Source organism: Salinimicrobium soli (assembly GCF_048323655.1).
Classification (GTDB): domain Bacteria; phylum Bacteroidota; class Bacteroidia; order Flavobacteriales; family Flavobacteriaceae; genus Salinimicrobium; species Salinimicrobium soli.
In genome coordinates, this window is sequence record NZ_JBLUWW010000003.1 from 125,769 (window position 1) to 150,155 (window position 24,387).

The 24,387-nt window shown below is 42.4% G+C and carries 27 protein-coding genes; 14 read left to right on the forward strand and 13 right to left on the reverse strand.

Annotated elements, in window-relative coordinates:
- Positions 1–62: 62 nt before the first annotated feature.
- The 3 genes from ACNORC_RS10040 (at position 63) to murA (ending at position 2,417) form a co-directional block, all read left to right on the forward strand.
- A complete protein-coding gene (locus tag ACNORC_RS10040; RefSeq protein ID WP_418335505.1) occupies positions 63–356 on the forward strand; it encodes a DUF493 family protein in 294 nt (97 codons plus the stop codon).
- A gap of 99 nt (positions 357–455) precedes the next feature.
- Positions 456–1,091, forward strand: coding sequence for a DUF4290 domain-containing protein (locus ACNORC_RS10045; protein ID WP_418335506.1), 636 nt, complete (start codon positions 456–458; stop codon positions 1,089–1,091).
- A 12-nt stretch (positions 1,092–1,103) separates the two neighbouring features.
- Complete coding sequence (gene murA / locus ACNORC_RS10050; RefSeq protein ID WP_418335507.1) at positions 1,104–2,417, forward strand: UDP-N-acetylglucosamine 1-carboxyvinyltransferase; 1,314 nt, start codon at positions 1,104–1,106, stop codon at positions 2,415–2,417.
- Positions 2,418–2,483: 66 nt separating this feature from the next.
- Here murA and ACNORC_RS10055 read toward each other — a convergent pair whose 3' ends face one another.
- From ACNORC_RS10055 to xerD, 4 genes are all read right to left on the reverse strand, one after another.
- Positions 2,484–2,783, reverse strand: coding sequence for an HPF/RaiA family ribosome-associated protein (locus ACNORC_RS10055; protein ID WP_418335508.1), 300 nt, complete (start codon positions 2,781–2,783; stop codon positions 2,484–2,486).
- Between the two features lie 99 nt (positions 2,784–2,882).
- Positions 2,883–3,299 (reverse strand): hypothetical protein, encoded by a 417-nt coding sequence (locus tag ACNORC_RS10060; RefSeq protein ID WP_418335509.1) that lies wholly within the window; start codon positions 3,297–3,299, stop codon positions 2,883–2,885.
- A 40-nt stretch (positions 3,300–3,339) separates the two neighbouring features.
- Positions 3,340–4,287, reverse strand: a complete 948-nt coding sequence (locus ACNORC_RS10065; protein WP_418335510.1) for an aldo/keto reductase — start codon at positions 4,285–4,287, stop codon at positions 3,340–3,342.
- 82 nt (positions 4,288–4,369) lie between these two features.
- Positions 4,370–5,266 carry a site-specific tyrosine recombinase XerD gene (gene xerD / locus ACNORC_RS10070; RefSeq protein ID WP_418335511.1) on the reverse strand — a complete coding sequence of 299 codons (897 nt, stop codon included), beginning with the start codon at positions 5,264–5,266 and terminating at the stop codon, positions 4,370–4,372.
- A 188-nt stretch (positions 5,267–5,454) separates the two neighbouring features.
- Between xerD and ACNORC_RS10075 the strand changes: the two genes are divergently transcribed.
- The 8 genes from ACNORC_RS10075 (at position 5,455) to ACNORC_RS10110 (ending at position 12,329) form a co-directional block, all read left to right on the forward strand.
- Positions 5,455–6,066 (forward strand): porin family protein, encoded by a 612-nt coding sequence (locus tag ACNORC_RS10075; protein ID WP_418335512.1) that lies wholly within the window; start codon positions 5,455–5,457, stop codon positions 6,064–6,066.
- Positions 6,067–6,187: 121 nt separating this feature from the next.
- A complete protein-coding gene (locus ACNORC_RS10080) occupies positions 6,188–6,661 on the forward strand; it encodes a hypothetical protein (RefSeq protein ID WP_418335513.1) in 474 nt (157 codons plus the stop codon).
- A 60-nt stretch (positions 6,662–6,721) separates the two neighbouring features.
- Positions 6,722–7,135, forward strand: a complete 414-nt coding sequence (aroQ, locus tag ACNORC_RS10085) for a type II 3-dehydroquinate dehydratase (protein WP_418335514.1) — start codon at positions 6,722–6,724, stop codon at positions 7,133–7,135.
- Between the two features lie 193 nt (positions 7,136–7,328).
- Positions 7,329–7,823: a hypothetical protein gene (locus ACNORC_RS10090; RefSeq protein WP_418335515.1), complete on the forward strand. Its 495-nt coding sequence runs from the start codon at positions 7,329–7,331 to the stop codon at positions 7,821–7,823.
- Between the two features lie 127 nt (positions 7,824–7,950).
- The gene (locus ACNORC_RS10095; RefSeq protein WP_418335516.1) at positions 7,951–8,817 is read left to right on the forward strand and encodes a hypothetical protein; all 867 of its coding nucleotides are present in this window, start codon (positions 7,951–7,953) and stop codon (positions 8,815–8,817) included.
- A 65-nt stretch (positions 8,818–8,882) separates the two neighbouring features.
- Positions 8,883–9,620 (forward strand): Dph6-related ATP pyrophosphatase, encoded by a 738-nt coding sequence (locus ACNORC_RS10100; protein ID WP_418335517.1) that lies wholly within the window; start codon positions 8,883–8,885, stop codon positions 9,618–9,620.
- An 83-nt stretch (positions 9,621–9,703) separates the two neighbouring features.
- Complete coding sequence (locus ACNORC_RS10105; RefSeq protein WP_418335518.1) at positions 9,704–10,831, forward strand: vWA domain-containing protein; 1,128 nt, start codon at positions 9,704–9,706, stop codon at positions 10,829–10,831.
- A 34-nt stretch (positions 10,832–10,865) separates the two neighbouring features.
- The gene (locus ACNORC_RS10110; RefSeq protein WP_418335519.1) at positions 10,866–12,329 is read left to right on the forward strand and encodes a MoxR family ATPase; all 1,464 of its coding nucleotides are present in this window, start codon (positions 10,866–10,868) and stop codon (positions 12,327–12,329) included.
- 73 nt (positions 12,330–12,402) lie between these two features.
- On the opposite strand, the gene lpdA is transcribed toward ACNORC_RS10110, so the two are convergent.
- From lpdA to ACNORC_RS10135, 5 genes are all read right to left on the reverse strand, one after another.
- Positions 12,403–13,794 carry a dihydrolipoyl dehydrogenase gene (gene lpdA / locus ACNORC_RS10115; protein ID WP_418335520.1) on the reverse strand — a complete coding sequence of 464 codons (1,392 nt, stop codon included), beginning with the start codon at positions 13,792–13,794 and terminating at the stop codon, positions 12,403–12,405.
- Positions 13,795–14,006: 212 nt separating this feature from the next.
- Positions 14,007–14,501, reverse strand: coding sequence for a collagen-like protein (locus ACNORC_RS10120; protein ID WP_418335521.1), 495 nt, complete (start codon positions 14,499–14,501; stop codon positions 14,007–14,009).
- 2 nt (positions 14,502–14,503) lie between these two features.
- On the reverse strand, positions 14,504–14,908 hold the full coding sequence (msrB, locus tag ACNORC_RS10125; protein ID WP_418335522.1) for a peptide-methionine (R)-S-oxide reductase MsrB: 405 nt from the start codon (positions 14,906–14,908) through the stop codon (positions 14,504–14,506).
- Positions 14,909–14,975: 67 nt separating this feature from the next.
- The gene (gene msrB / locus ACNORC_RS10130) at positions 14,976–15,452 is read right to left on the reverse strand and encodes a peptide-methionine (R)-S-oxide reductase MsrB (RefSeq protein ID WP_418335523.1); all 477 of its coding nucleotides are present in this window, start codon (positions 15,450–15,452) and stop codon (positions 14,976–14,978) included.
- A gap of 29 nt (positions 15,453–15,481) precedes the next feature.
- A complete protein-coding gene (locus ACNORC_RS10135; RefSeq protein ID WP_418335524.1) occupies positions 15,482–16,351 on the reverse strand; it encodes an alpha/beta hydrolase in 870 nt (289 codons plus the stop codon).
- Between the two features lie 151 nt (positions 16,352–16,502).
- On the opposite strand from ACNORC_RS10135, the gene ACNORC_RS10140 reads away from it, so the two are divergent.
- Both ACNORC_RS10140 and ACNORC_RS10145 read left to right on the forward strand, forming a co-directional pair.
- Positions 16,503–17,324 carry a M48 family metallopeptidase gene (locus tag ACNORC_RS10140; RefSeq protein WP_418335525.1) on the forward strand — a complete coding sequence of 274 codons (822 nt, stop codon included), beginning with the start codon at positions 16,503–16,505 and terminating at the stop codon, positions 17,322–17,324.
- Positions 17,325–17,387: 63 nt separating this feature from the next.
- A complete protein-coding gene (locus ACNORC_RS10145) occupies positions 17,388–18,728 on the forward strand; it encodes an MFS transporter (protein WP_418335526.1) in 1,341 nt (446 codons plus the stop codon).
- A gap of 29 nt (positions 18,729–18,757) precedes the next feature.
- Here the strand turns inward: ACNORC_RS10145 and ACNORC_RS10150 are convergent, their stop codons facing one another.
- Genes ACNORC_RS10150 through ACNORC_RS10165 form a run of 4 tightly spaced genes read right to left on the reverse strand, consistent with a single transcriptional unit; the run spans position 18,758 to position 21,705 of the window.
- Positions 18,758–19,492, reverse strand: coding sequence for a head GIN domain-containing protein (locus ACNORC_RS10150; protein WP_418335527.1), 735 nt, complete (start codon positions 19,490–19,492; stop codon positions 18,758–18,760).
- Between the two features lie 36 nt (positions 19,493–19,528).
- On the reverse strand, positions 19,529–20,620 hold the full coding sequence (locus ACNORC_RS10155; RefSeq protein WP_418335528.1) for a DUF4097 family beta strand repeat-containing protein: 1,092 nt from the start codon (positions 20,618–20,620) through the stop codon (positions 19,529–19,531).
- Positions 20,601–21,155, reverse strand: coding sequence for a DUF4179 domain-containing protein (locus ACNORC_RS10160; RefSeq protein ID WP_418335529.1), 555 nt, complete (start codon positions 21,153–21,155; stop codon positions 20,601–20,603). Before ACNORC_RS10160 ends, ACNORC_RS10155 begins: the two co-directional genes overlap by 20 nt.
- Complete coding sequence (locus tag ACNORC_RS10165) at positions 21,145–21,705, reverse strand: RNA polymerase sigma factor (RefSeq protein WP_418335530.1); 561 nt, start codon at positions 21,703–21,705, stop codon at positions 21,145–21,147. The genes ACNORC_RS10160 and ACNORC_RS10165 overlap by 11 nt, the downstream gene beginning before the upstream one ends.
- Before the next feature lie 216 nt (positions 21,706–21,921).
- On the opposite strand from ACNORC_RS10165, the gene lon reads away from it, so the two are divergent.
- Positions 21,922–24,372 carry an endopeptidase La gene (gene lon, locus ACNORC_RS10170; RefSeq protein ID WP_418335531.1) on the forward strand — a complete coding sequence of 817 codons (2,451 nt, stop codon included), beginning with the start codon at positions 21,922–21,924 and terminating at the stop codon, positions 24,370–24,372.
- Positions 24,373–24,387 lie beyond the last annotated feature (15 nt).

The following is a 24,387-nucleotide window of genomic DNA, read 5'->3' on the forward strand; positions in this document are numbered from 1 at the left end:
GCATTCGATTTAAAAAATGGATCTTTAAATGTATCTTTGTATTTTAATGAAGAAAGAAAGTTATGAGCGAAGCTAAAGATCCGGAAGAATTTTATAAAAAATTAAAAGCCCAGTTGCACGACACAGATATGTGGCCTACCATATATTTGTACAAGTTCATTGTTCCTACTAACGAATTGAAAATAGAAGCTATCCACGACATTTTTGACAACATGGGCGCGGTCATCAAGACCAAACAGTCCAGAAATGGCAAGTATACCAGCGTTTCTGTTAATGTGAAAATGCGGGATCCTGATGCCGTAATTGCTAAATATAAGGAGGTTGGGATCAAGATCGAAGGGGTTATTTCCTTATAACCGGTAGTATTGAAAAAAATGTTGCCGCGACCGGATTATATTTTTTAATTTGCAGGCAAGAAACTTCTGCAGTATATTATCACCTTATAAACTAGCATTTTGACATACGAATTAGAATATAACTCCGAGAGGAGTAAATTGATCATTCCTGAATATGGAAGGCATCTTCAAAAAATGGTGGAATATGCCGTTGCTATTGAAGATGAAAAGGAGCGAAACAAAGTGGCCAAGGCCATTATTTCGGTAATGGGTAATATGAACCCACACCTTCGGGATGTGCCCGACTTTCAGCATAAACTTTGGGACCAATTGTTCATCATCAGCGATTTTAAACTTGATGTGGACAGCCCTTTTCCAAAACCTTCCAGGGAAATGCTTGAAGAAAGACCGGACAGGATGACCTATCCTCAAAACTTTCCGAAGTATCGTTTCTACGGAAACAACATCAAGCGAATGATCGATGAGGCAAACAAATGGGAAGACGGGCCGGAAAAAGACGGACTCATTTTCACCATAGCCAACCACATGAAGAAATCATATCTCAGCTGGAACAAAGATTCTGTTGATGATAAGGTGATCTTTGAACATTTAAGAGAACTGAGTGGCGGGAAGATTGATCTTAAAGCGTCTGAAGAAGACCTGAGTGAAGCTTCAGAACTTCTTAAAAGCAATAAGAAACATGCTGCTAAGAAGCCTGCCAAAAAGAACCGCACCAGAAGCCGCAAACGTTATTAATTCCAATTATTCATGGGCACTTTTCAAATAGAAGGAGGACACTCCCTACGGGGAGAGATCAATCCTCAGGGAGCAAAAAATGAAGCTTTACAGATCTTGTGTGCCGTATTGCTTACCCCTGAAAAAGTTACAATTCATAACATTCCAGATATTCTCGATGTGAACAAACTCATCCATTTGCTGAAGCAATTGGGAGTGAAGATCGAAAAACTTGGGAAAGGCAGTTACAGCTTTCAAAGTGATGGGCTGGACCTGGAATACCTCAAAAGCGAAAAATTCAAGGAAGAAGGAAGCGGGTTAAGAGGTTCTATCATGATCGTGGGACCAATGCTGGGAAGATTTGGTACCGGATATATTCCGCGTCCCGGCGGAGATAAGATAGGGCGTCGCAGACTTGATACTCACTTTGAAGGTTTTATAAACCTGGGAGCAGACTTCCGCTATAACAAAGAAGAACGTTTTTACGGGGTGGAAGCTCCAAACGGCCTTACCGGAACCTATATGCTACTTGAGGAAGCCTCGGTCACCGGAACGGCAAATATTGTAATGGCAGCTGTGCTTGCAAAAGGCAAGACCACTATTTATAATGCAGCCTGTGAACCTTATCTACAACAGCTTTGTGAAATGCTGAACAGGATGGGAGCGAAGATCAGCGGAGTAGGATCTAACCTTCTTGAGATAGAAGGAGTAGAATCGCTTGGCGGTTGTACTCATACCGTCCTGCCAGATATGATCGAGATTGGTTCCTGGATCGGGCTTGCCGCCATGACAAAGAGTGAGATCACCATCAAGAATGTTTCCTGGGAGCATTTGGGAGTGATCCCAAGTACCTTTAGGAAACTGGGAATCCAACTAGAGAGAAGAGGAGACGATATCTACATTCCTGCTCACAAGGATGGATACGAGGTGCAGAGTTTCATCGACGGGTCCATCATGAGCATTAGTGATGCTCCCTGGCCGGGCTTTACTCCCGATCTTTTGAGTATTATGCTGGTAGTTGCGACCCAGGCTAAAGGAGATGTGCTTATCCATCAAAAGATGTTCGAAAGCCGCCTTTTCTTCGTGGATAAACTTATAGACATGGGTGCGAAGATCATTTTATGTGATCCTCACCGTGCTACCGTTATTGGTCACGATTTTAAATCACAATTAAAGGCTACCACCATGGTGTCACCAGACATCAGGGCGGGTATTTCGTTGCTTATCGCTGCACTTTCTGCCAAAGGAACTTCGGTGATCCACAATATTGAGCAGATAGATCGTGGATATGAGAATATCGACGAACGCTTAAGAGCGATTGGAGCGAAGATCGAAAGAGTAGCTTGATCAGGAAATTCTTAGACATAAAAAAATGCTGCCAATTGGCAGCATTTTTATTTTTAGAAAGCTCAGTTAATGGCTTTGCAATTCAGCTTTTCGTTTTTTCAACTGTTTTTCGATATCCTTTACACTTTCTGCGGCAGCGGCCTCAAAACTATCTTCATTAGTTGAAGCGTGGATCTTTGGCCCTGGCAAACTCAGTTCAATAGCGCAGACTTTTCCTTTTCCGTTGGTGGATTTTTCTTCCTTGAACATTACATCGGCGGAGATCACCCAGTCATATTTATTTTCCAGTTTATCTAATTTTCTCTGCACGAGTTGTTCAGCGGAAAGTTTTGGGTCTGCGTGTACAAATTGAATGTTGGTCTTCATACGTGTGTTTTTTCGTTTGATTTCTAATTCTGAAGTTACCAAAAATGATAGAATTCCCCCGGGGTTTATCAAAAATATAACGTTCGTGGGAAACTTCTTTTATTTCGGAAGTTTTGAAGCTATCGGCGAGAATTTTAGCTCTCCGTTTGGCTGCATTTCGAAACTGTAAATTGTCCTTCCCTGAACATGGCCGTCATCATACGTTGCCAGTACCCAGTTTTCTGATATTACCTGGATATCCCTGAAGGCCATAGTGCCTCCCAGTTCCGCTTTCAACGGAATAAGATCCGGGTGTTTTTCTAATTGCGTTGCCACAAATTCTTTAGGATTTTCAATGGTGTCAAATCCCGAATTAAAATACACCGGATATCCTTTGGCTAATTCCCCTTTTTGGAGCAACAGGTTTAAGGAGTCTGATCTTTTTTTGTAATTGGCAAGTTCCCTTGTGAGGGAGTCTAACTGCATTTTGGATTCTTCAAGTTCCCGCTCGTTGTCGTTACAGCTTACGCTGGTCATAAGAAGGATCGTTACTAAAACTAAAGGGAGCAAATTTTGTCTATTCATCATATATATTTTCATAAGGGTTACCCGGGGTTACAAAGAACTCTCCGGTCACATACCTGAAGTGTCGGTCTAATTTTGCGATTTCCTTAAGGTCATCTGCGTCCAGATCGATCTTTTCGCTTTCCAGGTTTGAAACAATGTGGTTTTTACTGGTTGATTTCGGGATCACGGCAGTATCTCTCATTACCGCCCATTTTATAAGGATCTGTGCGGGTGCCGCATTGTGTTTATCCGCAATTTTTTTGATAACCGGATCTTCTAAAAGCGAAGGTTCATTATCTGCTTTCATGGATGATACGCGATCCCCGCTTCCAAGAGGGGAATAAGCGGTGACGTGAATATTGTTCTCCTTACAATATTCCAGCATCTCAGGTTGTTGCAGGAATGGATGCAATTCTATCTGGTTCATTTCCGGGACTTCATCAGATTCCTTCATGAGGTCCTTCAGTTTTTTTTCACTGAAGTTGGATACACCAATATGTTTTACCAGCCCCTGTTTTTTGGCTTCCAGCATGGCATTCCAGGTCTCAATGATCGGAACCTCTTCCAGAGAAAGATAATCATCGTCTCCCGAAGGAAAACCTACGCCGTGTTTGAAGGCAACAGGCCAGTGCATGAGGTAGAGATCAAGATAATCCAGCTGAAGATCTTTCAGTGTCTGTTTTAGAGCCGGGATCACCTCTTCCTTCCTGTGAGAATCATTCCATAACTTGGAGGTCACCCACACTTCTTCCCGTTTTATTTTACCGTTTTTGAAGACCTCGGAAAAAGCATTTCCAATTTCGGGCTCATTTCCATAAGTGGCGGCACAGTCTACATGCCGGTAGCCTGCATTAAGGGCGATCTTTACCGCTTCTTCTACTTTACCTTTGTCAGATTTCCAGGTGCCGAGCCCAATAGCCGGCATTTCATCATTGTTCCTGAATTTTAAAGTTTTCATTATTTATGTTGGTTTCTGCTGAAATTAAGAAGGATTGGGCCGTTTCAAAAACTTAAGGAGGAATTTAGCAGAAATTTAATAGTTAGCGGCGGGGGTGAAAGCTCTCAATTACCTGCCTTAGGTGCGTGCGGTCCAGGTGTACATAGATCTCTGTGGTGGTAATGCTCTCGTGTCCAAGCATCTGCTGGATTGCCCGCAGATCGGCTCCGTTCTCCAACAGGTGTGTGGCGAAAGAATGCCTAAAGGTGTGGGGACTCACCTTTTTTTCCATTCCTGTTTTTACGCATAACCTCTTGATGATGGTAAAGATCATGGCGCGGGTAAGTTTTTTACCTCTTCTGTTCAGAAATAAGGTGTCTTCATGCCCTTTTTGGATGTCTATATGAGAACGGACCTGTTCCCGGTAAAGGTCAATGTATTTTTGAGTAGCCTTTGCAATGGGAACGAATCGCTGCTTGCTGCCTTTCCCAGTCACCCTGATGAAACCTTCTTTAAAGAACAGGTCTGAGAGGCGAAGATCGGTAACTTCCGAAACCCGAAGTCCGCAGCCGTATAGCGTTTCCAGTATTGCCCGGTTGCGTTCTCCTTCGGCTGTACTAAGATCAATTGCCGCGATAAGCGAATCGATCTCTTCGGTAGAAAGGGTGTCCGGTAATTTTCGTCCGGTCCTTGGCGACTCAACCAGGTCCAGCGGATTTTGTTTCCGGTAATCTTCAAATACCAGGAAGTTAAAAAAACCTTTTAGTCCCGAAATTATTCTCGACTGGGATCGGGCGTTCACTTTTTTCGCGAGGGAATATACAAAATGCTGCACTTCCTCCTCAGTAATTGTCAAAGGGGAGGAGGCGATCTCATTTTCTTCCAGATGTAAAATGAGTTTTTGAACGTCAAAAGAATAGTTGGTGATGGTATTGTCACTCAAGCCGCGTTCGATCTTGAGATACTGCCGGTATTGTTCCAGTGCTTTTGACCATTCCATTGCCTAAATATAAACCGATAATTAGAAAAGCAAGCTGCAAGAAGTTGAATTTATAATGGCATTTTTTGATAAATAGAAATTATCAACCTATAAAATCAATAAAATTTTTGCAGGTTTATAAAATTTAACGTTTTGTGAGTATTAAAATTATATAAATTTGATGGTCTAACTTAAACATTGATCAATTAATGAAAAAACTTTTAGTTTTTGCTATTGTTGCCTTTGGAATGGTAACAGGAGCGCAGGCTCAGGAGGTTAACTTCGGGGCTAAAGCAGGTGTCAATTTCGCTTCCTTCTCTGGAGATGATGCTGACGATGCTGAATTTGATGGGAAAACAGGATTTCACCTTGGAGTAATTGCTGAAATAGCTTTCTCCAGCCGGTTCTCTGTGCAGCCGGAAGTATTGTATTCTACCAGGGGTGCGAAAAACTCTGATTTTTTCTTTGAAGATGAATTTGGAGACGATATGAGTGGAGAAATTGACGTGAAGCTTGATTATATCGAGATCCCCATAATGCTTAAGTATTATGTGGCACAGGGGTTTTCCCTGCAGGCAGGACCGCAGTTATCCTTCAACACCAAATCTGAAATGGAATTCAGCGACGGTTCTGACAGTATAACCATAGGCGTGGAGGATGAGACCGAATCCTTCGAATTTGGAGGAGCAGTAGGCGTAGGCTACGATCTACCTGTTGGAGTCTTCTTCCAGGGAAGATATACCATGGGCTTCAGCGATGTGTATACAGATTCAGATATCAGGAATAACGTATTTCAACTTTCTGTAGGTTATAAATTCTAGTAGCCGCGAATTTTGAAATGTTAAGGTGGAGCTTCGGCTCCACCTTTTTATTTAACTAACTTATAATAAAGGACTTATGTGTTTTGTTGTACCTTTTTACGTTTAATTTTAAAAGAAAGGTATGATGAAAAAATTACTTTTTACAGTACTGTTTATCTTTCTGGGAATGACTTATTCTATTGCCCAGAGTGACATTAAACTGGGGATACATGGTGGTGCTCCGTTAGGAGATGCAGATGATATAAGCAGCTTTGAACTGGGAGGTGACATTGCTTATATCTTTGACCCCATCGGTATCCTTGAAGTAGGACCTCTGATAGGTTTTTCGCAGTTCTTTGGAGAAGATGGTTATGATGACCTGCAATTCATTCCGGTGGCAGCTTCCGGGCGGGTAAGTCTGCCGCAGCTGTTCTTCGTGGGAGTAGACCTGGGGTATGCTTTTGGCCTTGATGACAATGTCGATGGTGGTTTCTACTACCGCCCTCAAATTGGCTATAACTTTTTCAAGTTTGCGATCCTGGTGTCGTATTCAGGAATTACAGATGACAATTACACCCTGTCTTCTTTGAATCTCGGGGTGGAACTAAAACTATAGAAGAAGACGGTTATTCAAAAAAGCAGGATTTTTCCTGCTTTTTTGAATATCTTTATCCTTATGAAAATACTCATCATCAACGGTCCAAACTTAAATCTTCTTGGAAAGAGAGAACCGGACACTTATGGAAACTCGAGCTTTGAAGACTATCTTTCTAAGCTTCGGGAAAAATTCAAAGATGTTGAAATTTCTTACTTCCAGTCGAACATAGAAGGAGAATTGGTCGATAAGCTACAGTGGGCAGAGCGGAAGGTAGATGGAATCATCCTTAATGCCGCCGCATACACCCATACTTCTATAGGAATTGGTGATGCCGTTAAAGCTATCAACACTCCGGTTGTGGAAGTTCATATTTCCAATGTCACGGCCCGGGAAGAATTTCGTCATAATTCGTTCATTGCTCCACATGCAAAGGGCGTTATTCTGGGCTTCGGACTTAAAGGTTATGAACTCGCACTTTCTAGTTTCCTGTAATCCCTGATTTTTATAAAATCCTCCTGAAACTGAGATAGATTGCTTCTTTTTTATTCAAAATAACAGAACTTTAACTATAAAAATGTGCTTTTCGTCGATAATAGCGACAATTTTGTCCGATATACTGGCGTTTAAGTAAGAGTTCAAGTATTTTTTTTTAGTTTTAATCTATTAACAACCTAAACTTTTGATTATGAAAAAATTACTGATTGCATTAGTCTTTGTACTTTCAGTTGGTCTAACCACAGCTTCTGCTCAGAGCTTCCGAATTGGAGTGCATGGAGGAGTGCCTGTAGGTGACGTTTCTGATACCCATAATTTTGACATTGGAGGACATGTTTCCTATATGTTCAATCCTATGGGAGTCTTCCAATTTGGAGGTATGGTGGGGTACTCTCACTACTTTGGCGATTCGGTTGATGAAGGAGGAATTCAATTTGATTATCCTGATGCCCAGTTTCTGCCAATAGCCGCCACAGGTAGAGCCTCTTTAGGAGATGCTGTTTTTGTAGGTCTTGATCTTGGTTACGGGATTGGAGTGAACGACGGCAATGATGGCGGATTCTTATGGAGACCCAAATTAGGATTTGACTTCATGGGAGTTGGAGTTGTTGGTTCTTTCGAGAATTACAGTATGGATGGGGGAACAGTTTCCTCAGTAAATGTTGGAGTTGAATTCGGACTATAAACAGAATTTAAAATAGATATTCAAAAGCGGGAGATTTCTCCCGCTTTTTTTATTTTAAGGCCTAAATCAGTTAAGGCATTTCAATCCAATTTTTGGAGGTCAAAATTGAACAGGTAAAAGAAATATGATGAGTAAAATTCAAGTTGGATTTTTAATGTCTTACGATTATAAGTTGTTGAAAAACTCTATTCCTTTTGTGTATGATCATTCCGATGCTATAACAATTGCCCTTGACGAGAACTTTAGAACCTGGACAGGTGAAAAATTTAAGGTTGATAATGATTTTTTTGAATGGTTAAAAAAATTTGATACCGAGAATAAGATCAAATTGTATAAAGACAATTTTTACGATTCCGGTTTGGATCCTATGGAGAACGAGGTCAGAGAAAGAAAGATGTTAGCCAACTCTATGGGAATCGGGAATTGGATAATTCAACTTGATAGTGATGAATATTTTGTCAATTTTAAAGAATTTACTCAGCAGTTAAAAAGAAGGAACCACTATTTAATTAATCCTGAAAAAAATAAGATTCAAATAGCAGGCTTTTATGTGAATCTGTACAAATACACAGATGACGGGTTATTGTATGTGTCAAAGCTGAGAAATCAAAAATTTGCGACTAATTATCCTAATTATAAGGTTGGAAGAAACACCAGGGAACGGGTAATCTTTGTGTCCAATATCGTCGTTCACGAATGCATGTCTCGTAGCGAAAATGAAATCAAGACAAAGCTTTCGAACTGGGGCCATGCTCACCAGGTTAACATTCAGGAATTTTTGGAAAAATGGAAAATGGTGGATGGAACGAACTATAAAACCTATAAAGATTTCTTTTATCTGGAACCTGAAAAGTGGAAATCGTTGGACTTCGTAAAAGGAGGTTCATTAAAGGAATGTATGACGGACCTTTCAAAGAAAAACTTGAAACCCTCTTCCTTTTTTCTTGCCCAAAAGAATTTCGGGCAGTGGTTCAAATTCCTTTTTAAATCTTAAATAAAGAGTGGTGCCATTTACTAATCTAAACAAGGGTGTCTAAAAATGACTAATCAAATACCGGTATGAAAAAGGCCTTTTTAAACTGGAGTTCTGGAAAGGATGCGGCTTTTGCCCTTTTTGAGCTGCAACAGGGAAACGACTTTTCTGTGGAAAAACTGGTCACCACTATAGATGCCACTTCTTCCACGGTTTCAATGCACGGCCTGCGGAAGGAGCTGCTTTTGCAGCAAGTAAACGCTGTTGGAATTCCGTTGCATCTCATTTCTCTGGATGGTTTTGTTCCGGTTGAGGAATATAACAGGATCATGAAAAGAGAAATGGATTCGTTAAAAGCAGAAGGCTTCACTCACAGCGTTTTCGGGGATATTTTTTTGGAAGATCTGAGGGAATTTCGGGAGGAGCAGCTTAAAAAAGCGGGTTTAACCGCGGTTTTTCCGCTCTGGAAGATGGATACTCAAACTCTGATGCGCGATTTTCTGAAAGCCGGTTTTAAAGCGATCACAGTGAGCGTCAATGCAAAAGACCTGGACAGATCTTTCTGCGGAAGGATCATAAATGAAACTTTTCTTGCCGACCTTCCGGAAGGAGTGGATCCTGCAGGAGAAAATGGAGAATACCACAGTTTCGTTTATGACGGACCTTATTTTAAGGAACCGGTTGCTTTCCGAAGAGGAGAGGTCTCAGAAAAAATTTCCGGAGCTCCCAAAAAGGACAAAAAGCAGAAAAGTCTTGGAAAACAACCGTCCTGGGACACCCGGTTCTGGTATTGTGATCTGCTTCCGAAGCATCAGAAAGGCTAAAAACCTGGTTCCTTAACATAACTTTATTCCTTCACGGCGGTAACTTACTTTAGTTTATGTGCCGAATCCCTTAACTTTAGAAAATGAAAAAGAAGAATGAAGTGAGAAGAGGTTTTGTTTTTAAAAAGTACGAAGACGAGAATATTACTCCCTTTGATAAGCTTTTTGAGATCTTCAAGGAACTGATTACCCACACCTCGGGCGACTTTGAGGAGGCTATTGACTGGCTTCGGCAACTGGATGAGGAGTACAACCTTACCGACGAGAATTACAGCATAGACGATTTTATTGAAGACCTGAAGAAGAAAGGCTACATCCGCGAGGAGATCGATCCTGACGGGAATGGAGGTATGGCTATTACTGCCAAGACCGAACGTGCCATAAGACAACAGGCATTGAACCAGATCTTCGGAAAGCTTCGGAAAAGCCGTTCCGGCAGTCATTCAACCAAACACCAGGGACTTGGGGATGAGCATACGGGAGAATTCCGGAATTTCAATTACGGGGATCCGCTGGAAAAGATCTCTATGACCGAATCTCTCAGAAATGCACAGATCCACCATGGCGCTGATGACTTTAGGATGACCGAAGATGATCTAGTTGTAGAGGAAACACATCACAAAAGCCAGATGAGCACGGTGCTCATGATCGATATTAGCCATAGTATGATACTGTATGGCGAAGACCGGATAACCCCGGCCAAAAAAGTGGCTATGGCGCTGGCAGAGCTCATTACAACGCGGTACCCGAAAGATACACTCGATATACTGGTCTTTGGAAATGACGCCTGGGCCATCAGTATTGGCGACCTGCCTTATTTGAGGGTAGGGCCTTATCATACAAATACAGTGGCCGGCCTGCAACTAGCCATGGACCTGCTGCGCAGAAAAAGGAATACCAACAAACAGATCTTTATGATCACCGATGGTAAACCCAGCTGTGTTAGAGAGCGTGACGGAACATACTATAAGAATAGTGTGGGACTGGACCCCTTTATTGTGGAGCAGTGTTACAATGCCGCCAGGCAGGCAAGGAAGCTGCACATTCCCATCACCACTTTTATGATCGCGAGGGATCCATATCTGGAAAGGTTTGTTCGGGAATTCACCCAGGCCAACCAGGGGAAAGCATTTTTTACAGGATTAAAAGGTCTGGGAGAAATGATATTCGAAGATTACGAGACCAACAGGAAAAAAAGGATCAAGGGCTAAAATGCCATTTTTGAATAGTAATAAAATCAGAAGAATGAAGAGAGAAGATATAAAGACGTTTGGAGGATTAAAAAAATCAGGCTACCAGAGTAAGAGCATCAAAGAAGAACTTCGGCAGAATCTGCTGGAGAAGATCAGGAAGAATGAACCTGCTTTTGAAGGTATTCACGGGTATGAGAATACCGTGATCCCCGAACTGGAGCGGGCGATCCTGTCAAGGCATAATATTAACCTGCTGGGACTGCGGGGGCAGGCCAAGACACGCCTTGCCAGGATGATGGTCAACCTGCTGGATGAATGGATGCCTGTTGTAAAAGGTTCTGAGATCAATGATGATCCTTTTCATCCAATCTCCAGGTTCGCAAAAGAACTTATTGCCGTAAAAGGAGATGATACTCCCATTGATTGGGTGCACCGGGAGGAACGTTTTTTCGAGAAACTCGCCACACCCGATGTCACCGTAGCCGATATTATTGGAGATGTAGATCCCATTAAAGCAGCCAATCTAAAATTGAGCTATGCCGATGACCGGGTGATCCACTTCGGAATGATCCCCCGGGCCAACCGCAGTATCTTTGTAATCAATGAGCTTCCCGATCTGCAGGCGCGCATCCAGGTCGCACTTTTTAATATTCTGCAGGAAGGGGATATCCAGATCCGCGGATTCAAACTGCGACTGCCGCTGGACATGCAGTTTGTCTTTACGGCAAACCCTGAGGATTATACCAACAGGGGTAGTATAGTAACTCCTTTAAAGGACCGGATAGGTTCTCAGATACTCACCCATTATCCGCTGAACCTGGAGACCGCCAAGGCAATAACTAAGCAAGAGGCCAAGCTGGATGAACAACAGGTGGAAATGGTTCACGTGCCCGAACTGGCAAAAGACCTGCTGGAGCAGATAAGTTTTGAAGCCCGGGATAATGAATACATTGACGCGCGCAGTGGAATAAGTGCCAGATTAAGTATTACAGCTTACGAGAACCTTTTAAGTACTGCAGAGCGCAGGGCTATAAAAAATGGGGAAGATAAAACCTTATTGAGGTTTGGTGACTTTTTGGGAGTGATACCGAGTATTACCGGAAAGATAGAATTGGTTTACGAAGGTGAGCAGGAGGGAAGTGCTGCGGTGGCACAGCAACTTATTGGAGAGGCTGTAAAAACACTTTTTCCGAAGTTGTTCCCCAAGATAGAAAAACTAACGAAAGAGGGGGACGAAGATCCATACGCGGAAATTGTTGAGTGGTTCTTCTCCGAATCCGGATTTGAATTGCTGGATGAGACTACAGATGAAGAATACAAACAGGCTCTTGATTCCATTCCGGCGCTGGACAGGCTGATTAATAAATACCAGCCTAAAACAGCAGATAAGGATCGTTATTTTCTAAAGGAATTCGTTCTGTGGGGTCTGGTGGAGTACAAGAAGCTCAACAAGTACAGATTTGCAGAAGGTGTGCAGTTCAAAGACATCTACGGCAGTTACATCAGCGGACTGTAATTTTGGAGCTGGGAAAAGAAAGATCCTCCAAAAAAGGCATTTTTGGAGGGTCTTTTAGTATTGAGGTGTCTTATTAGATATGAATCACTTCTCCATAGGCATCTGCCACAGCTTCCATCACAGCCTCACTCATAGTTGGGTGTGGGTGGATCGCTTTCAAAACCTCATGTCCTGTAGTTTCAAGTTTACGGCCAAGAACGGCTTCGGCGATCATATCAGTCACTCCGGCGCCAATCATATGGCATCCCAGCCATTCTCCATACTTCGCATCAAAGATCACTTTAACGAATCCGTCAGGAGTACCGGCAGCTTTCGCTTTTCCGGAAGCTGAGAACGGGAATTTCCCGATCTTCAGTTCATATCCGGCTTCTTTGGCCTGCTTCTCGGTCATTCCAACAGAAGCAATTTCAGGAGTGGCATACGTACAACCCGGGATATTTCCGTAGTCGATCGGCTCTACATGAAGACCTTTGATCTTTTCAACGCAGGTGATCCCTTCCGCAGAAGCAACGTGGGCAAGCGCAGGACCCGGAACAACGTCCCCGATGGCATAAATTCCCTGCACGTTGGTTTGATACCAATCGTTCACAAGGATCTTATCACGGTCAGTCTTGATACCTAGTTCTTCCAGTCCGATATTCTCAAGGTTACTCTTGATACCTACTGCTGAAAGCACGACGTCTGCCTCGAGGGTCTCTTCCCCTTTTTTGGTTTTCACCTTAGCTTTCACACTTTTTCCTGAAGTATCAACGCTTTCTACAGAAGAGCTGGTCATCACTTTGATGCCGGCTTTCTTAAAGCTGCGTTCAAATTGTTTTGAAACCTCTTCGTCTTCCAACGGCACCAAGTTGGGAAGGAATTCCACGATGGTAACTTCTGTTCCCATGCTGTTGTAGAAATGAGCAAACTCAACTCCAATGGCTCCCGAACCAACTACGATCATAGATTTTGGTTGTTTTTCAAGGGTCATCGCCTCGCGGTATCCAATTACCTTCTTACCGTCCTGCGGAAGATTTGGCAATTCTCTGGAGCGCGCCCCGGTAGCGATAATGATATGGTCTGCTGAATATTCTGTTGTCTTATTGTCTTTATCGGTAACATCGATTTTCTTTCCGGCCTTCAGTTTTCCGAAGCCTTCGATCACATCGATCTTATTCTTTTTCATAAGGAACTGCACCCCTTTGTTCATACTGTCGGCAACTCCGCGGCTGCGTTTAATGACAGCTCCGAAATCTTTCTCTGCCTTTTCTACTTTCAAACCGTAGTCTGCAGCATGGTTGAGGTAGTCAAATACCTGCGCACTTTTAAGAAGGGCTTTGGTTGGGATACATCCCCAGTTAAGACAAACGCCTCCAAGGTTTTCCTTTTCAACAATTGCGGTCTTAAAACCTAACTGGGAAGCCCTGATAGCGGTGACGTAACCTCCCGGGCCACTTCCTAAAACAATGATATCGTATTTACTCATATTTGGAAATTTTTGTAACTGGATTTAAAGACAGCGAATTTACGGAATTTCAATATAAACAGAAAGCAATCAGTAGCTAATGCACTGATTTAAATTCAGCGAAACCTGATTTGTAGAAGAGAAAATCCAAAAAAAATCCCTTTTCCGGTTGGGAAAAGGGATTTTTTCTAAAGTTTTAGGTTCGCTGTTATTTGATTAACAGCTAAAAAGGCCTAATTCTCAAGTTCCGAAAGTACGGCATTCATGTCAGATACATCAACTCCGGTGTCTAAAGCAAAATCTGAAGGAATGACTATGAACCTGAAGAATTGATCATCTGTCCAGGCTGTACTCAGGGTGCTGAGGTCAAAATTTCCGTCAATGATGAGTTCTATATCGGCATCGGTGTGGTTATACACGTACTGAATGATTCCCTCATCCAAAAAGAAGTTCTGAGGAATAAGGCTCCAGGTTTCGGCACCGTCTAATATTTCTCTTCTGTAAACGAGAATAGCGTCTGAAGGGAGTACTTCGATTTCGGCAGGTATTGTAATGAAATAGCTATAAAGATTGAAATCTCCGTCGTAATTAAAATCTACATTTTCAAATTCAAAGGTCTGGCCTACAATGTTGACTCCGGGTTCACCTGGAGGTCCCGGAGGGCCTTCATCAGAACAGGAGGCGAGAGTGAATGAAACTAGCGTGAGTAAGTAGAATATTTTTTTCATATCTATTTGGATTTTGGTTCAAATTCTATACTGGCAGAGTTTACGCAATAGCGTTGCCCTGTTTCGGTGGGGCCGTCGTCAAAGATATGTCCCAGGTGGCTACCGCAGTTGGCGCACAATATTTCTGTACGCAACATTCCAAAGCTGCGGTCCTGCACATATTCGATACTGCCTTCAATCGCATCATCAAAGCTGGGCCAACCACAACCGCTTTCAAACTTTTGATCACTTTCAAAAAGTTTGGCGTTACAGGCGGCACAATGATACTCTCCATTCTGAAAATGAAGGTTGTATTTTCCTGAATGGGGAGCTTCCGTTCCTTTTTGTCGAAGAACGCGATACTGCTCTTCTGAAAGCTTTTCACGCCATTCCTGCTCTGAATATTCTATGGGATATTTCTTTCTCATTTGCTGGTTTCAACTAAAAATAAAAAAACGGACCTCTATTTTATCTTAAACTATTGGTAAACTTTCTCTACTTGTTACCCGCTGCAAAGTCAAGGGCAACGCCGTTGATGCAATGTCTTTTCCCGGTGGTTTCTTTTGGGCCATCATTAAAGACGTGTCCTAAATGTCCACCGCATCTTGCGCAAACCACTTCGGTGGCCGGAAAACCTCCTGTTCGGTCGGGTCTGTAAACAACATTATCTTCGTCTATTGGCCGGTCAAAACTGGGCCAGCCGGTTCCGCTATTAAATTTGTCCTTTGTTCTGTATAATGGGTTTCCGCAGGCCGCGCAAATAAAGATCCCGGGTTCTTCAACTTTTAGGAGTTCACTGCTAAAGGCTCTTTCTGTGCCCTTGCCTCGCAGCACCATAAATTCGGCCGGGGAAAGCTCGGCTTTCCATTCAGCTTCCGTCTTAGTCACAGGGAATTCCCTCTTTTCCTGTTGAGCAGTGCTATCGCAGCTTAGGAAAAGAAATATACCGGCAAGGAAAAGGAATCTTTTCATGATGATGCTTTTCCATGTTATCTCAAGAACTATACCGTAAGAAAATCCAGGATCTTCCGGATTACTTTGTTGTCTCCCAGAATACGGCGGTGGCCAAGGTCTTTGGTAATGAAGATCTCACTGTTTTCCATACTTTCATGGATCTCGTGGGCAGCGCCTACATGTACATCCACGTCGTATTCATCATGGATAATTAATGTAGGAATTTTAACATGTTTTGCTGAAACAGCTCCGGAGTAGGTGTCCATATCAGCGCCAAATTTTTCATCAAAGTAGTGTTTCATCTTCTTAGCAACTTTGACGTTCATGTTCATATTGTAGGCGAATTCACGGGTGATCCTGGTGACACTGTTCGCTGTTCCGATTATGACGAGTTTGTCGATCTGTAGTCCTTCTTTGACTGCTCTAAGCGAAGACATCCCTCCCAGGGAATGGCCTATGGCAGCTGTAAAAGGGCCATAATGTTTATCCAGATAGTGAATGGAGTCAATGAAAAATGGCATCATGCTCATTTTTCCCGGGGCTTTGCCATGCGCCGGAGCATCAAAACTTACCACGCTATACCCGTTCTTTACCAGTTCCTCTGCCATGACCGACATTTGAGTACCCCTGCCGCTCCAGCCGTGGGCCAGCAGGATCTTTTTAGGGGAATCACCATACTCGTAAACCACGATCTCCCGATTTATGGAAGGCACTTTGACTCTGTGCTGCTTACTTTTCTCATCCATTTCTTTCTCACGCTCCGGTAATTCATATTTAAAAGGGGTTAGAAAAAGCTTCGCTGCAAAACGGCTGGCGAGAAAAGGAGAAAGTGCGGTAAGGATCTTTCCGGTGACGAGAATATACTTTGGCACTAATAGCCTCTGTACCGGGGTTTTATCTTTTTTTTGCTGGGTCATAACTTATTGAAAACCGCAATTTACGAATTCCACAAGCTTTTAAGCCGCATGTTTAAAAGGATTTACAATTTTGGCAGGTATTTTGTTAAACCTAATTTAAAGGCGTCAGAGGAGAGGCACCTATTTAGTAACTTTAACAAAAACCATTATTATGAAACTTAAACAAATAACGATAGTAGTAAGTTTTTTTCTCCTAGTGGTGGCCTGTAAGACCAATCCTTTTACAGGAGAGAAAAATTTAAATTTTTACCCCAATTCCCAGATCTTTCCTGCTGCTTTTCAGCAGTACAACCAGATAATGGCTGAGAATAAGGTAGTAACGGGAACTGAAGATTCAAGAATGATCAAAAAGGTAGGAAGCAAAATTGCGACTGCCGCAGAGCGCTACCTTGACGCAAATGGATATCAGGGATATCTTGACGATTATAAATGGGAGTATAACCTTATACAGGATGACCAGGTAAACGCCTGGGCTATGCCCGGAGGTAAGATCGCTTTCTATACCGGAATAATGCCTATTGCAAAGGATGAACCCGGGGTAGCAGCAATTATGGCTCACGAGGTGGCTCACGCTCTTGCAGATCACGGTGCGCAACGTATGAGTGCAGCACAACTTCAACAGGTTGGTGGCGCCGTAGTGGGAGCTGCAGTGGGAAGTAAGAGCGAAAGCACCCAACAGATCATCAGTCAGGCGTACGGTCTGGGTACCACTGTGGGAGTGATGCTTCCTTTTAGCCGTGGGCATGAGTCTGAAGCAGACAGAATTGGATTAACGTTGATGGCGATTGCAGGTTATGATCCTATGGTGGCAGCTGACCTGTGGAGAAGAATGAAAGCTCAGGGTGGACAGGCACCACCTGAATTTCTGAGTACTCACCCGTCCTCTGATACGCGAATTAGAAATATTGAAAAATGGGCCCCTCAGGCAAAAGCCGAAGCCAAAAAATTCGGGGTGACCAATTTCCAATCATAGAAAGTTTTATAAAAACTGTACTTTAGGAGCTGCCAATTGGCAGCTCTTTTAATTTCAGCCTTTATGAAACACCTCCCAAAAGGAAGCAAAAAGCTTTTGAATGCCTGGGCTTTTTACGACTGGGCGAATTCTGTTTACAGCCTCGTAATAGCATCTACCATATTTCCGATCTTTTATGCCGCCCTAACGATCGTGAAAAATGAGCAGGGAGATATTATTGATGATTCTGTTTACCTTCTGGGATTTAATTTTAATAATGATTCGTTAATCAGCTATGTGACGGCTCTGGCCTTCCTGGTGGTGGCGATCATGAGTCCTTTTTTATCAGGGATTGCAGATTACGTGGGGAATAAAAAGAACTTCCTGAAATTTTTCTGTTACCTGGGTGCTGTGTCGTGTATAGGCCTTTTCTGGTTCAATCTTGAAAACCTTCTTTTTGGACTCCTTTGCTACTTTCTGGCCCTTATAGGGTTCTGGTCCAGCCTGGTCTTCTATAATTCTTATCTGCCCGATATCGCTTTTCCTGATCAACAGGATAAAGTGAGTGCACGAGGTTTTTCTATGGGCTATATAGGGAGTGTGATCCTGTTGATCCTTTGCCTCGGAATGATCATGAACTATGAATGGTTTGGTTTTGAAAGTGAAAGTTTTCCAACGCGATTGTCATTTGTTTTGACCGGAATCTGGTGGATAGGTTTCAGCCAGATCACCTATTATTATCTTCCGAAGGGAAATAAAAAGCAGACCCTCACCAGGGATGTGATGTTCAACGGTTTTAAAGAACTCAAACTGATATGGAAAAGCCTGCAACACAATCCGCAGTTGAAGAAATACCTCAGAGCCTTTTTTGTTTACAGTATGGCGGTGCAGACCGTAATGTTGATCGCGACTTATTTCGGGATCGAAGAGGTCAATTGGTCAGGACAGGATGCAACCACCGGATTAATAGTGAGCATTCTCCTTATCCAGCTGGTAGCGGTGGCCGGAGCGACTATTACTTCCCGTTTATCTGCACGCATGGGAAATATTCCGACCCTCATTATGGTGAATATCATTTGGATCATGATCTGTGTCTATGCCTTTTTCGTTAAGACTCCTGTTCAATTCTATATTGCGGCTGGATTAGTAGGTCTGGTGATGGGAGGAATTCAAACGCTTTCCCGGTCTACCTATTCAAAAATGCTTCCAGAGAACACTCTTGATACCGCCAGTTATTTCAGTTTTTATGATGTTTCTGAAAAAATTGGAATAGTGATAGGAATGGTTCTTTACGGGGTCGTTGCTGAAGTCTTTGGTAGTATCAGGTTTTCTATACTGTTTTTAACGGCCTTTTTCTTAGTAGGAGTAGTCCTTTTACTCAGAGTCCCTAAAGAAAAATTGGAGCCAAAAAAAGAGACGGCCTAAAGCCGTCTCGTATAATGAAAGGAACAAGTTTATCTTTTGGAAATAGAACCAATTCCCATAGTTTTAAAATCTTCTTTTTTAGGATTCCCCTTGTATTCTATATCTCCTGCACCGGGAATGGTAGCTTTTAATACTTCGGAAGCATAGACCTGAATATCTCCGGAACCGATCAAAGTTGCTTTAACATTCTGACACTTGAACTCAAAAGCTGCAATATCTCCAGATCCGGTTACGTTACACTGAAAGTCTGTTGCACTTCCTTTGAGTTCTATATCACCTGAGCCGGTGACGTTAGCCCTGGCGTTAGCAGCTTCCACGGGAAGTTTAATATTTCCTGATCCGGTAAGGCTGGCTTCAAAATTCTCAGCTTTCAAAGTTCTGGTAGAGTATATGTCACCCGATCCCACAAGGGAAACAGAGCTGATCTCTTCTACAGGAACAGTCACCTTCAGTTTCATGTTTCGGGAAGGGTCAAGGTTATATCCTTTTTTGGTAGATATCTTTAATTGATCTCCTTTGACCTCGGTAACAATATATTCAAGAAGATTTTCTTCGGCTTCAATCTCGAGTCTTCCCTCTTTGCCTGCTACCAGTTCCACGTCCATCGATCCAAGAAGAGATACTTCATCATAACTGCCCACGTTTCGGGTTTCCTTTGTCATTTTGCCGTTTCCGTCGATCTCTTTATTGCCTTGCCACCATTGTGCATTTGCTGAGTTATAAGAAAATGCAAGAAGGGCAAGTAGTAAAATTGATTTTTTCATGTTTGAAATTTTTGACTGATTAATGAATCGGTTTGTTTAGTCTTCAAAAGAAACGCTACCGTAGCTGGAATTTATTCTTACTTTTCCACCAGCGTTTGCTGATTTGTAGTAGCCTTCATAATGCCTGTCTGTAGAAGACTGATTTTTTTTATTCAGTGTAAATCCGGAATTATCCAATCCCTTGATTCCTCCGTACGAAGTTCTTACTTCAAAACTAAAAGGTGCATCCCTGTCATACCCTATTTTCACTGAGGTATAATCTGTACTTAGGTCCAGTTCTTTAAGACTGCCCATCAATTTTTCGATAGCGAGGGAACCATAGTCCATTCCCAGGTTTGCACTACCGTAGATCAATCCCAGTTTTACTCCCAGGTAATCTCCACTTCCTTTAATATTCCTCAGTTTTTCAACTTTTAGAGAACCATAGTCACAGCTAAAGCCCAGGTTTTCCACTTTCTCAAAATAGGAATCCGTATAGTCGGCATTCAGGTTAACCGTTCCAGCCTCATCAATGCTGAATTCAGAATAGTCTGCACTGATCTTAGCTCTTTTCACATAATGGATGGAACTGTTCCTGGTGTAGTCGAAGCTAAGCATATTGTCATCTCCAAGCAGTTCGCCCACCATTATTCTTCCATAGTCACAGGAAATTTTGGCGTTACCCTCAAGCCTGTCCAGGTTAATGCTTCCGTAATCATTGCTTAGATCTACATTGTTGGTCACAGGAGCTTTAACTCTATAGTTGATCTCCATATTTACATTACTGCTTCCTCCAAAAAGGCTGTTCCAGAAGGAATTATTTTCCTTCTCAAAAAGGGTTCTGGCGCTAACGGTTCCATTTGATTGCTGAAATCTTACATCGATCTCCTTTAGGCGTTCTTCCACTTTCTCTTCATTGTTTCCGTTGGTCTCAATGAATACTTCAATGACAACCCGGTTTTGGTCCCAGGTAGTGACATCGACATTTCCATAGCTGTTATCGATCTTTAGAAGATCCTTAGCAGAAACAGTATACTCTTTTTTGAGTTTTTTCTGTTTGGTATATTTTCCTTTATACCCATTGTTTGCACAGCTAATTGCCGGCACCAGGACGAGTGCAAATAGTACCTTATATAATATTGTTTTCATGGGGTGTGTTTTTTAGGGTTTTGATTGTGTTTACTTTTTCGAGGACTGATTTTAATAGATCTATTCGTTTTTGGAAATTGGTGATCATAGCGTAGATCACCCGTTGATCCTGACCGCTTTTATTGAGGTCTTTTTTTAGTTTTTCATAATCCTTTTCCAGGATGTCCAGCTGTTGAAGCGCATCGTTTATAACCGCTTCAGTCTCCGGAGTCTTCATTTCTTCCAGGTTCTCCAACTCAGTTTTAATGACAGAGGCATAAAAGTTCTGGGTCTGCTTCATCTCTGGTGAGACATTTGCCAGTTCCTGTTCTGAGGAGAATGGATTGCCCAGACCCTGGAAGAGAAGGAATGCGACCAGCAAACTGGCAGCCACAGACATAATGGGGAGCCATAGAGAAATAACTCCTGAATGATTTGTCTTTTCCTTTTTGTGCTCTTTCAGCTTATCACGAAACCGCCCTTCATGTCCCGCTGCCGGTTCGGCAACGTCAAAGTCCAGTCCGTCAAAAAGGTCTTTTAAATTATCAGTTTTCATAGCTCATCAATTTATTCCGAAGGCTTTCTTTGGCCCGCGAAATGGTTGTTCTACAGTTAGCGTAGGAAATATTGAGTATTTCGCAAATTTCTTCATAATCATATCCCTCGATCAAATGCAGGGTGAGGGCAACCCTGTAATTTTCTTTTAAGGAATCCAGCGTCTTCAGGATCATTTTCACCTTCGGATTTCCTTCTTCCTCTTCGGAAGTGATCCCTGTACCTTCATCAGCTGCATTCCTGAACTGATCGTTGTAGGACACCTCCTGGTATTTTACATTCTTGTTGTAAACATTGATACTGTAGTTCACAACGATCTTTTTGAGCCAGGCTCCAAAAGTGGAAGTCCCTTCGTATGTATCCAGTTTATCAAAGGCTTTTAAAAAGCACTCCTGTATGATGTCTTCAGCTTCCGCAGAATGTTTTACAATACGTAAAGCAGTGTTATACATAGCTTTGCTGTATTTATTGTAAATTTCCATTTGGGCTCGGCCGTCTCCACGACGGCATTTATCCAAAAGCTCATCAATATGTTGTGTGGTTAGTGTCAAAATATCAAGCTTTATAATAAAGATAGGTTTGAAACCCGATTGTTACAGTTTTGGAGAATTTTCTTTAAAATTTTTTAAATCGTTGGCATAACAATTGAAATAATGCAGGAGTTATCTGCCTTAACCGCCTGTTATACAGCAATTGTAAAGGTATAAAAGCATAACCTGATAAATAGAAAATAATAACTGCAATGACAGTTTGACTTAATTATAGATATGGCCAGAACAAAATTTACAAATCTTGACAGTCTGTCATTACAGGGAATCGATGAGGATGCAGAATTAATTCCCTTAATGACTCCTGAAGATGAAGAAGAAATAAATAAGGAAGACCTCCCCGAGGTGCTTCCCATCCTGCCGCTACGCAATACTGTACTGTTCCCCGGAGTTGTAATACCTATTACTGCCGGAAGGGACACTTCTATAAAGCTTATTAATGAAGCCAATAATGGCAATAAAGTAATTGGAGTGGTTTCTCAAAAGGATGAAAAAGTTGAGAACCCTACTGCTAAAGACATTAATAAAATAGGAGTGGTAGCCCGTATCCTGAGGGTGTTGAAGATGCCTGATGGAAACACTACGGTGATCATTCAGGGTAAGAAGAGATTCGAGGTTTCGGAGATCATTTCTGAAAAGCCTTACATGAAGGCAAAGATCACAGAAGTACCCGAAGCTCGTCCTGCCCAGGATAATGAGGAATTTTCTGCAATTATCGACTCTATTAAGGAGCTTGCGCTACAGATCATCAAGAACAGTCCAAATATTCCGACAGAAGCTTCTTTTGCCATTCAGAATATTGAGAGTCCTTCCTTCCTCATCAATTTCGTGTCTTCAAACATGAACCTTTCTGTTGCAGAAAAGCAGAAATTACTGGAGACAAATGATCTTAAAGAGCGTGCCCTTTCCACACTCAAGTTCATGAACATGGAATACCAAAAACTGGAATTGCGCAATGACATCCAGTCAAAGGTACAAAGTGACATGAGCCAGCAGCAGCGGGAGTACTTCCTGCAACAGCAAATGAAGACCATCCAGGAAGAGTTGGGTGGTGTTTCTCATGAAGGGGAGCTTGAAGAAATGAGGGCCCGTGCTAAAAAGAAAAAGTGGCCGAAAAATATCCAGAAGCATTTTGAGAAGGAGCTTGCGAAAATGCAGCGTATGAATCCGCAGGTTGCTGAATATTCCATTCAGCGCAATTACCTGGATCTTTTCCTTGAATTGCCATGGAATGAATTCAGTAAAGATAAATTCGATCTTAAGAGAGCTCAGCGCATTCTTGACAGGGACCACTACGGCCTTGAAGATGTGAAGGAGCGAATCATTGAGTACCTGGCTGTTTTAAAGATCAGGAATGATATGAAATCACCTATTCTGTGTCTTTACGGACCTCCTGGAGTAGGTAAGACCAGCCTTGGTAAATCAATTGCTGAAGCGCTTGGACGTGAATACGTGAGAGTGTCGCTTGGAGGCTTGAGAGATGAAGCTGAAATACGCGGACACAGAAAGACCTACATTGGTGCTATGCCGGGTAGAATTATTCAGAGTTTGAGAAAGGCAGGAACCAGTAACCCTGTGTTCGTGCTGGATGAGGTTGATAAATTGAGTGTTGGCCACAGCGGTGATCCATCTTCAGCTTTGCTGGAGGTATTGGATCCAGAACAGAACAGTGAATTCCACGATAACTTCCTGGAGATGCCGTTCGATCTTTCAAAAGTGATGTTCATTGCTACGGCTAATAATCTTTCCAACATACAACCTGCCCTGCGTGACCGTATGGAAATGATCAATGTAACAGGGTATACTATTGAAGAGAAGGTAGAAATTGCCAAGCAGCATTTGCTTCCGAAGCAATTGAAAGAACACGGTCTTACTAAAGAAAACCTGAAGATAGGCAAGAAACAACTTGAGAAGATCGTAGAAGGTTATACCCGGGAATCGGGGGTAAGAAGTCTTGAAAAGAAGATCGCGAAAATGGTGCGTTTTGCGGCCAAGAATATTGCGATGGAGACTGAATACAATGTAAAAATAACTGATGCTGACATTGAGGAAGTGCTGGGAAGTCCAAAAATGGAGCGAGATAAGTATGAAGATAATGAAACTGCAGGAGTAGTGACAGGACTTGCCTGGACCCAGGTTGGTGGTGATATCTTATTTATAGAGTCTATCCTGTCAAAAGGAAAAGGAGCGTTGAACATTACCGGGAACCTTGGGAAGGTAATGAAGGAATCTGCTACTATTGCCCTGGAATATATCAAAGGAAACGCGGAAGAACTTGGAATTGATCCCGAGGTGATCGAGAAATACAATGTTCACATTCACGTGCCTGAAGGAGCAACTCCTAAAGATGGACCAAGTGCCGGTATTACCATGCTCACATCTCTGGTTTCTCTGTACACTCAGCGCAAAGTGAAGAAGAGCCTGGCCATGACCGGGGAGATCACGCTGCGTGGAAAAGTCCTTCCCGTTGGTGGAATCAAAGAGAAGATCCTTGCCGCAAAGAGAGCGCATATTACCGAGATCATTCTTTGCGAAGAGAACCGAAAAGATATTGAGGAGATCAAGCCGGACTATCTCAAAGGTCTTACTTTCCATTATGTGAAGGAAATGAAAGAAGTGATTGATATAGCTATTCTAAAAGAGAAAGTAAAGAATCCGAAGAAATTGTAATCTTTAAGGAACTAA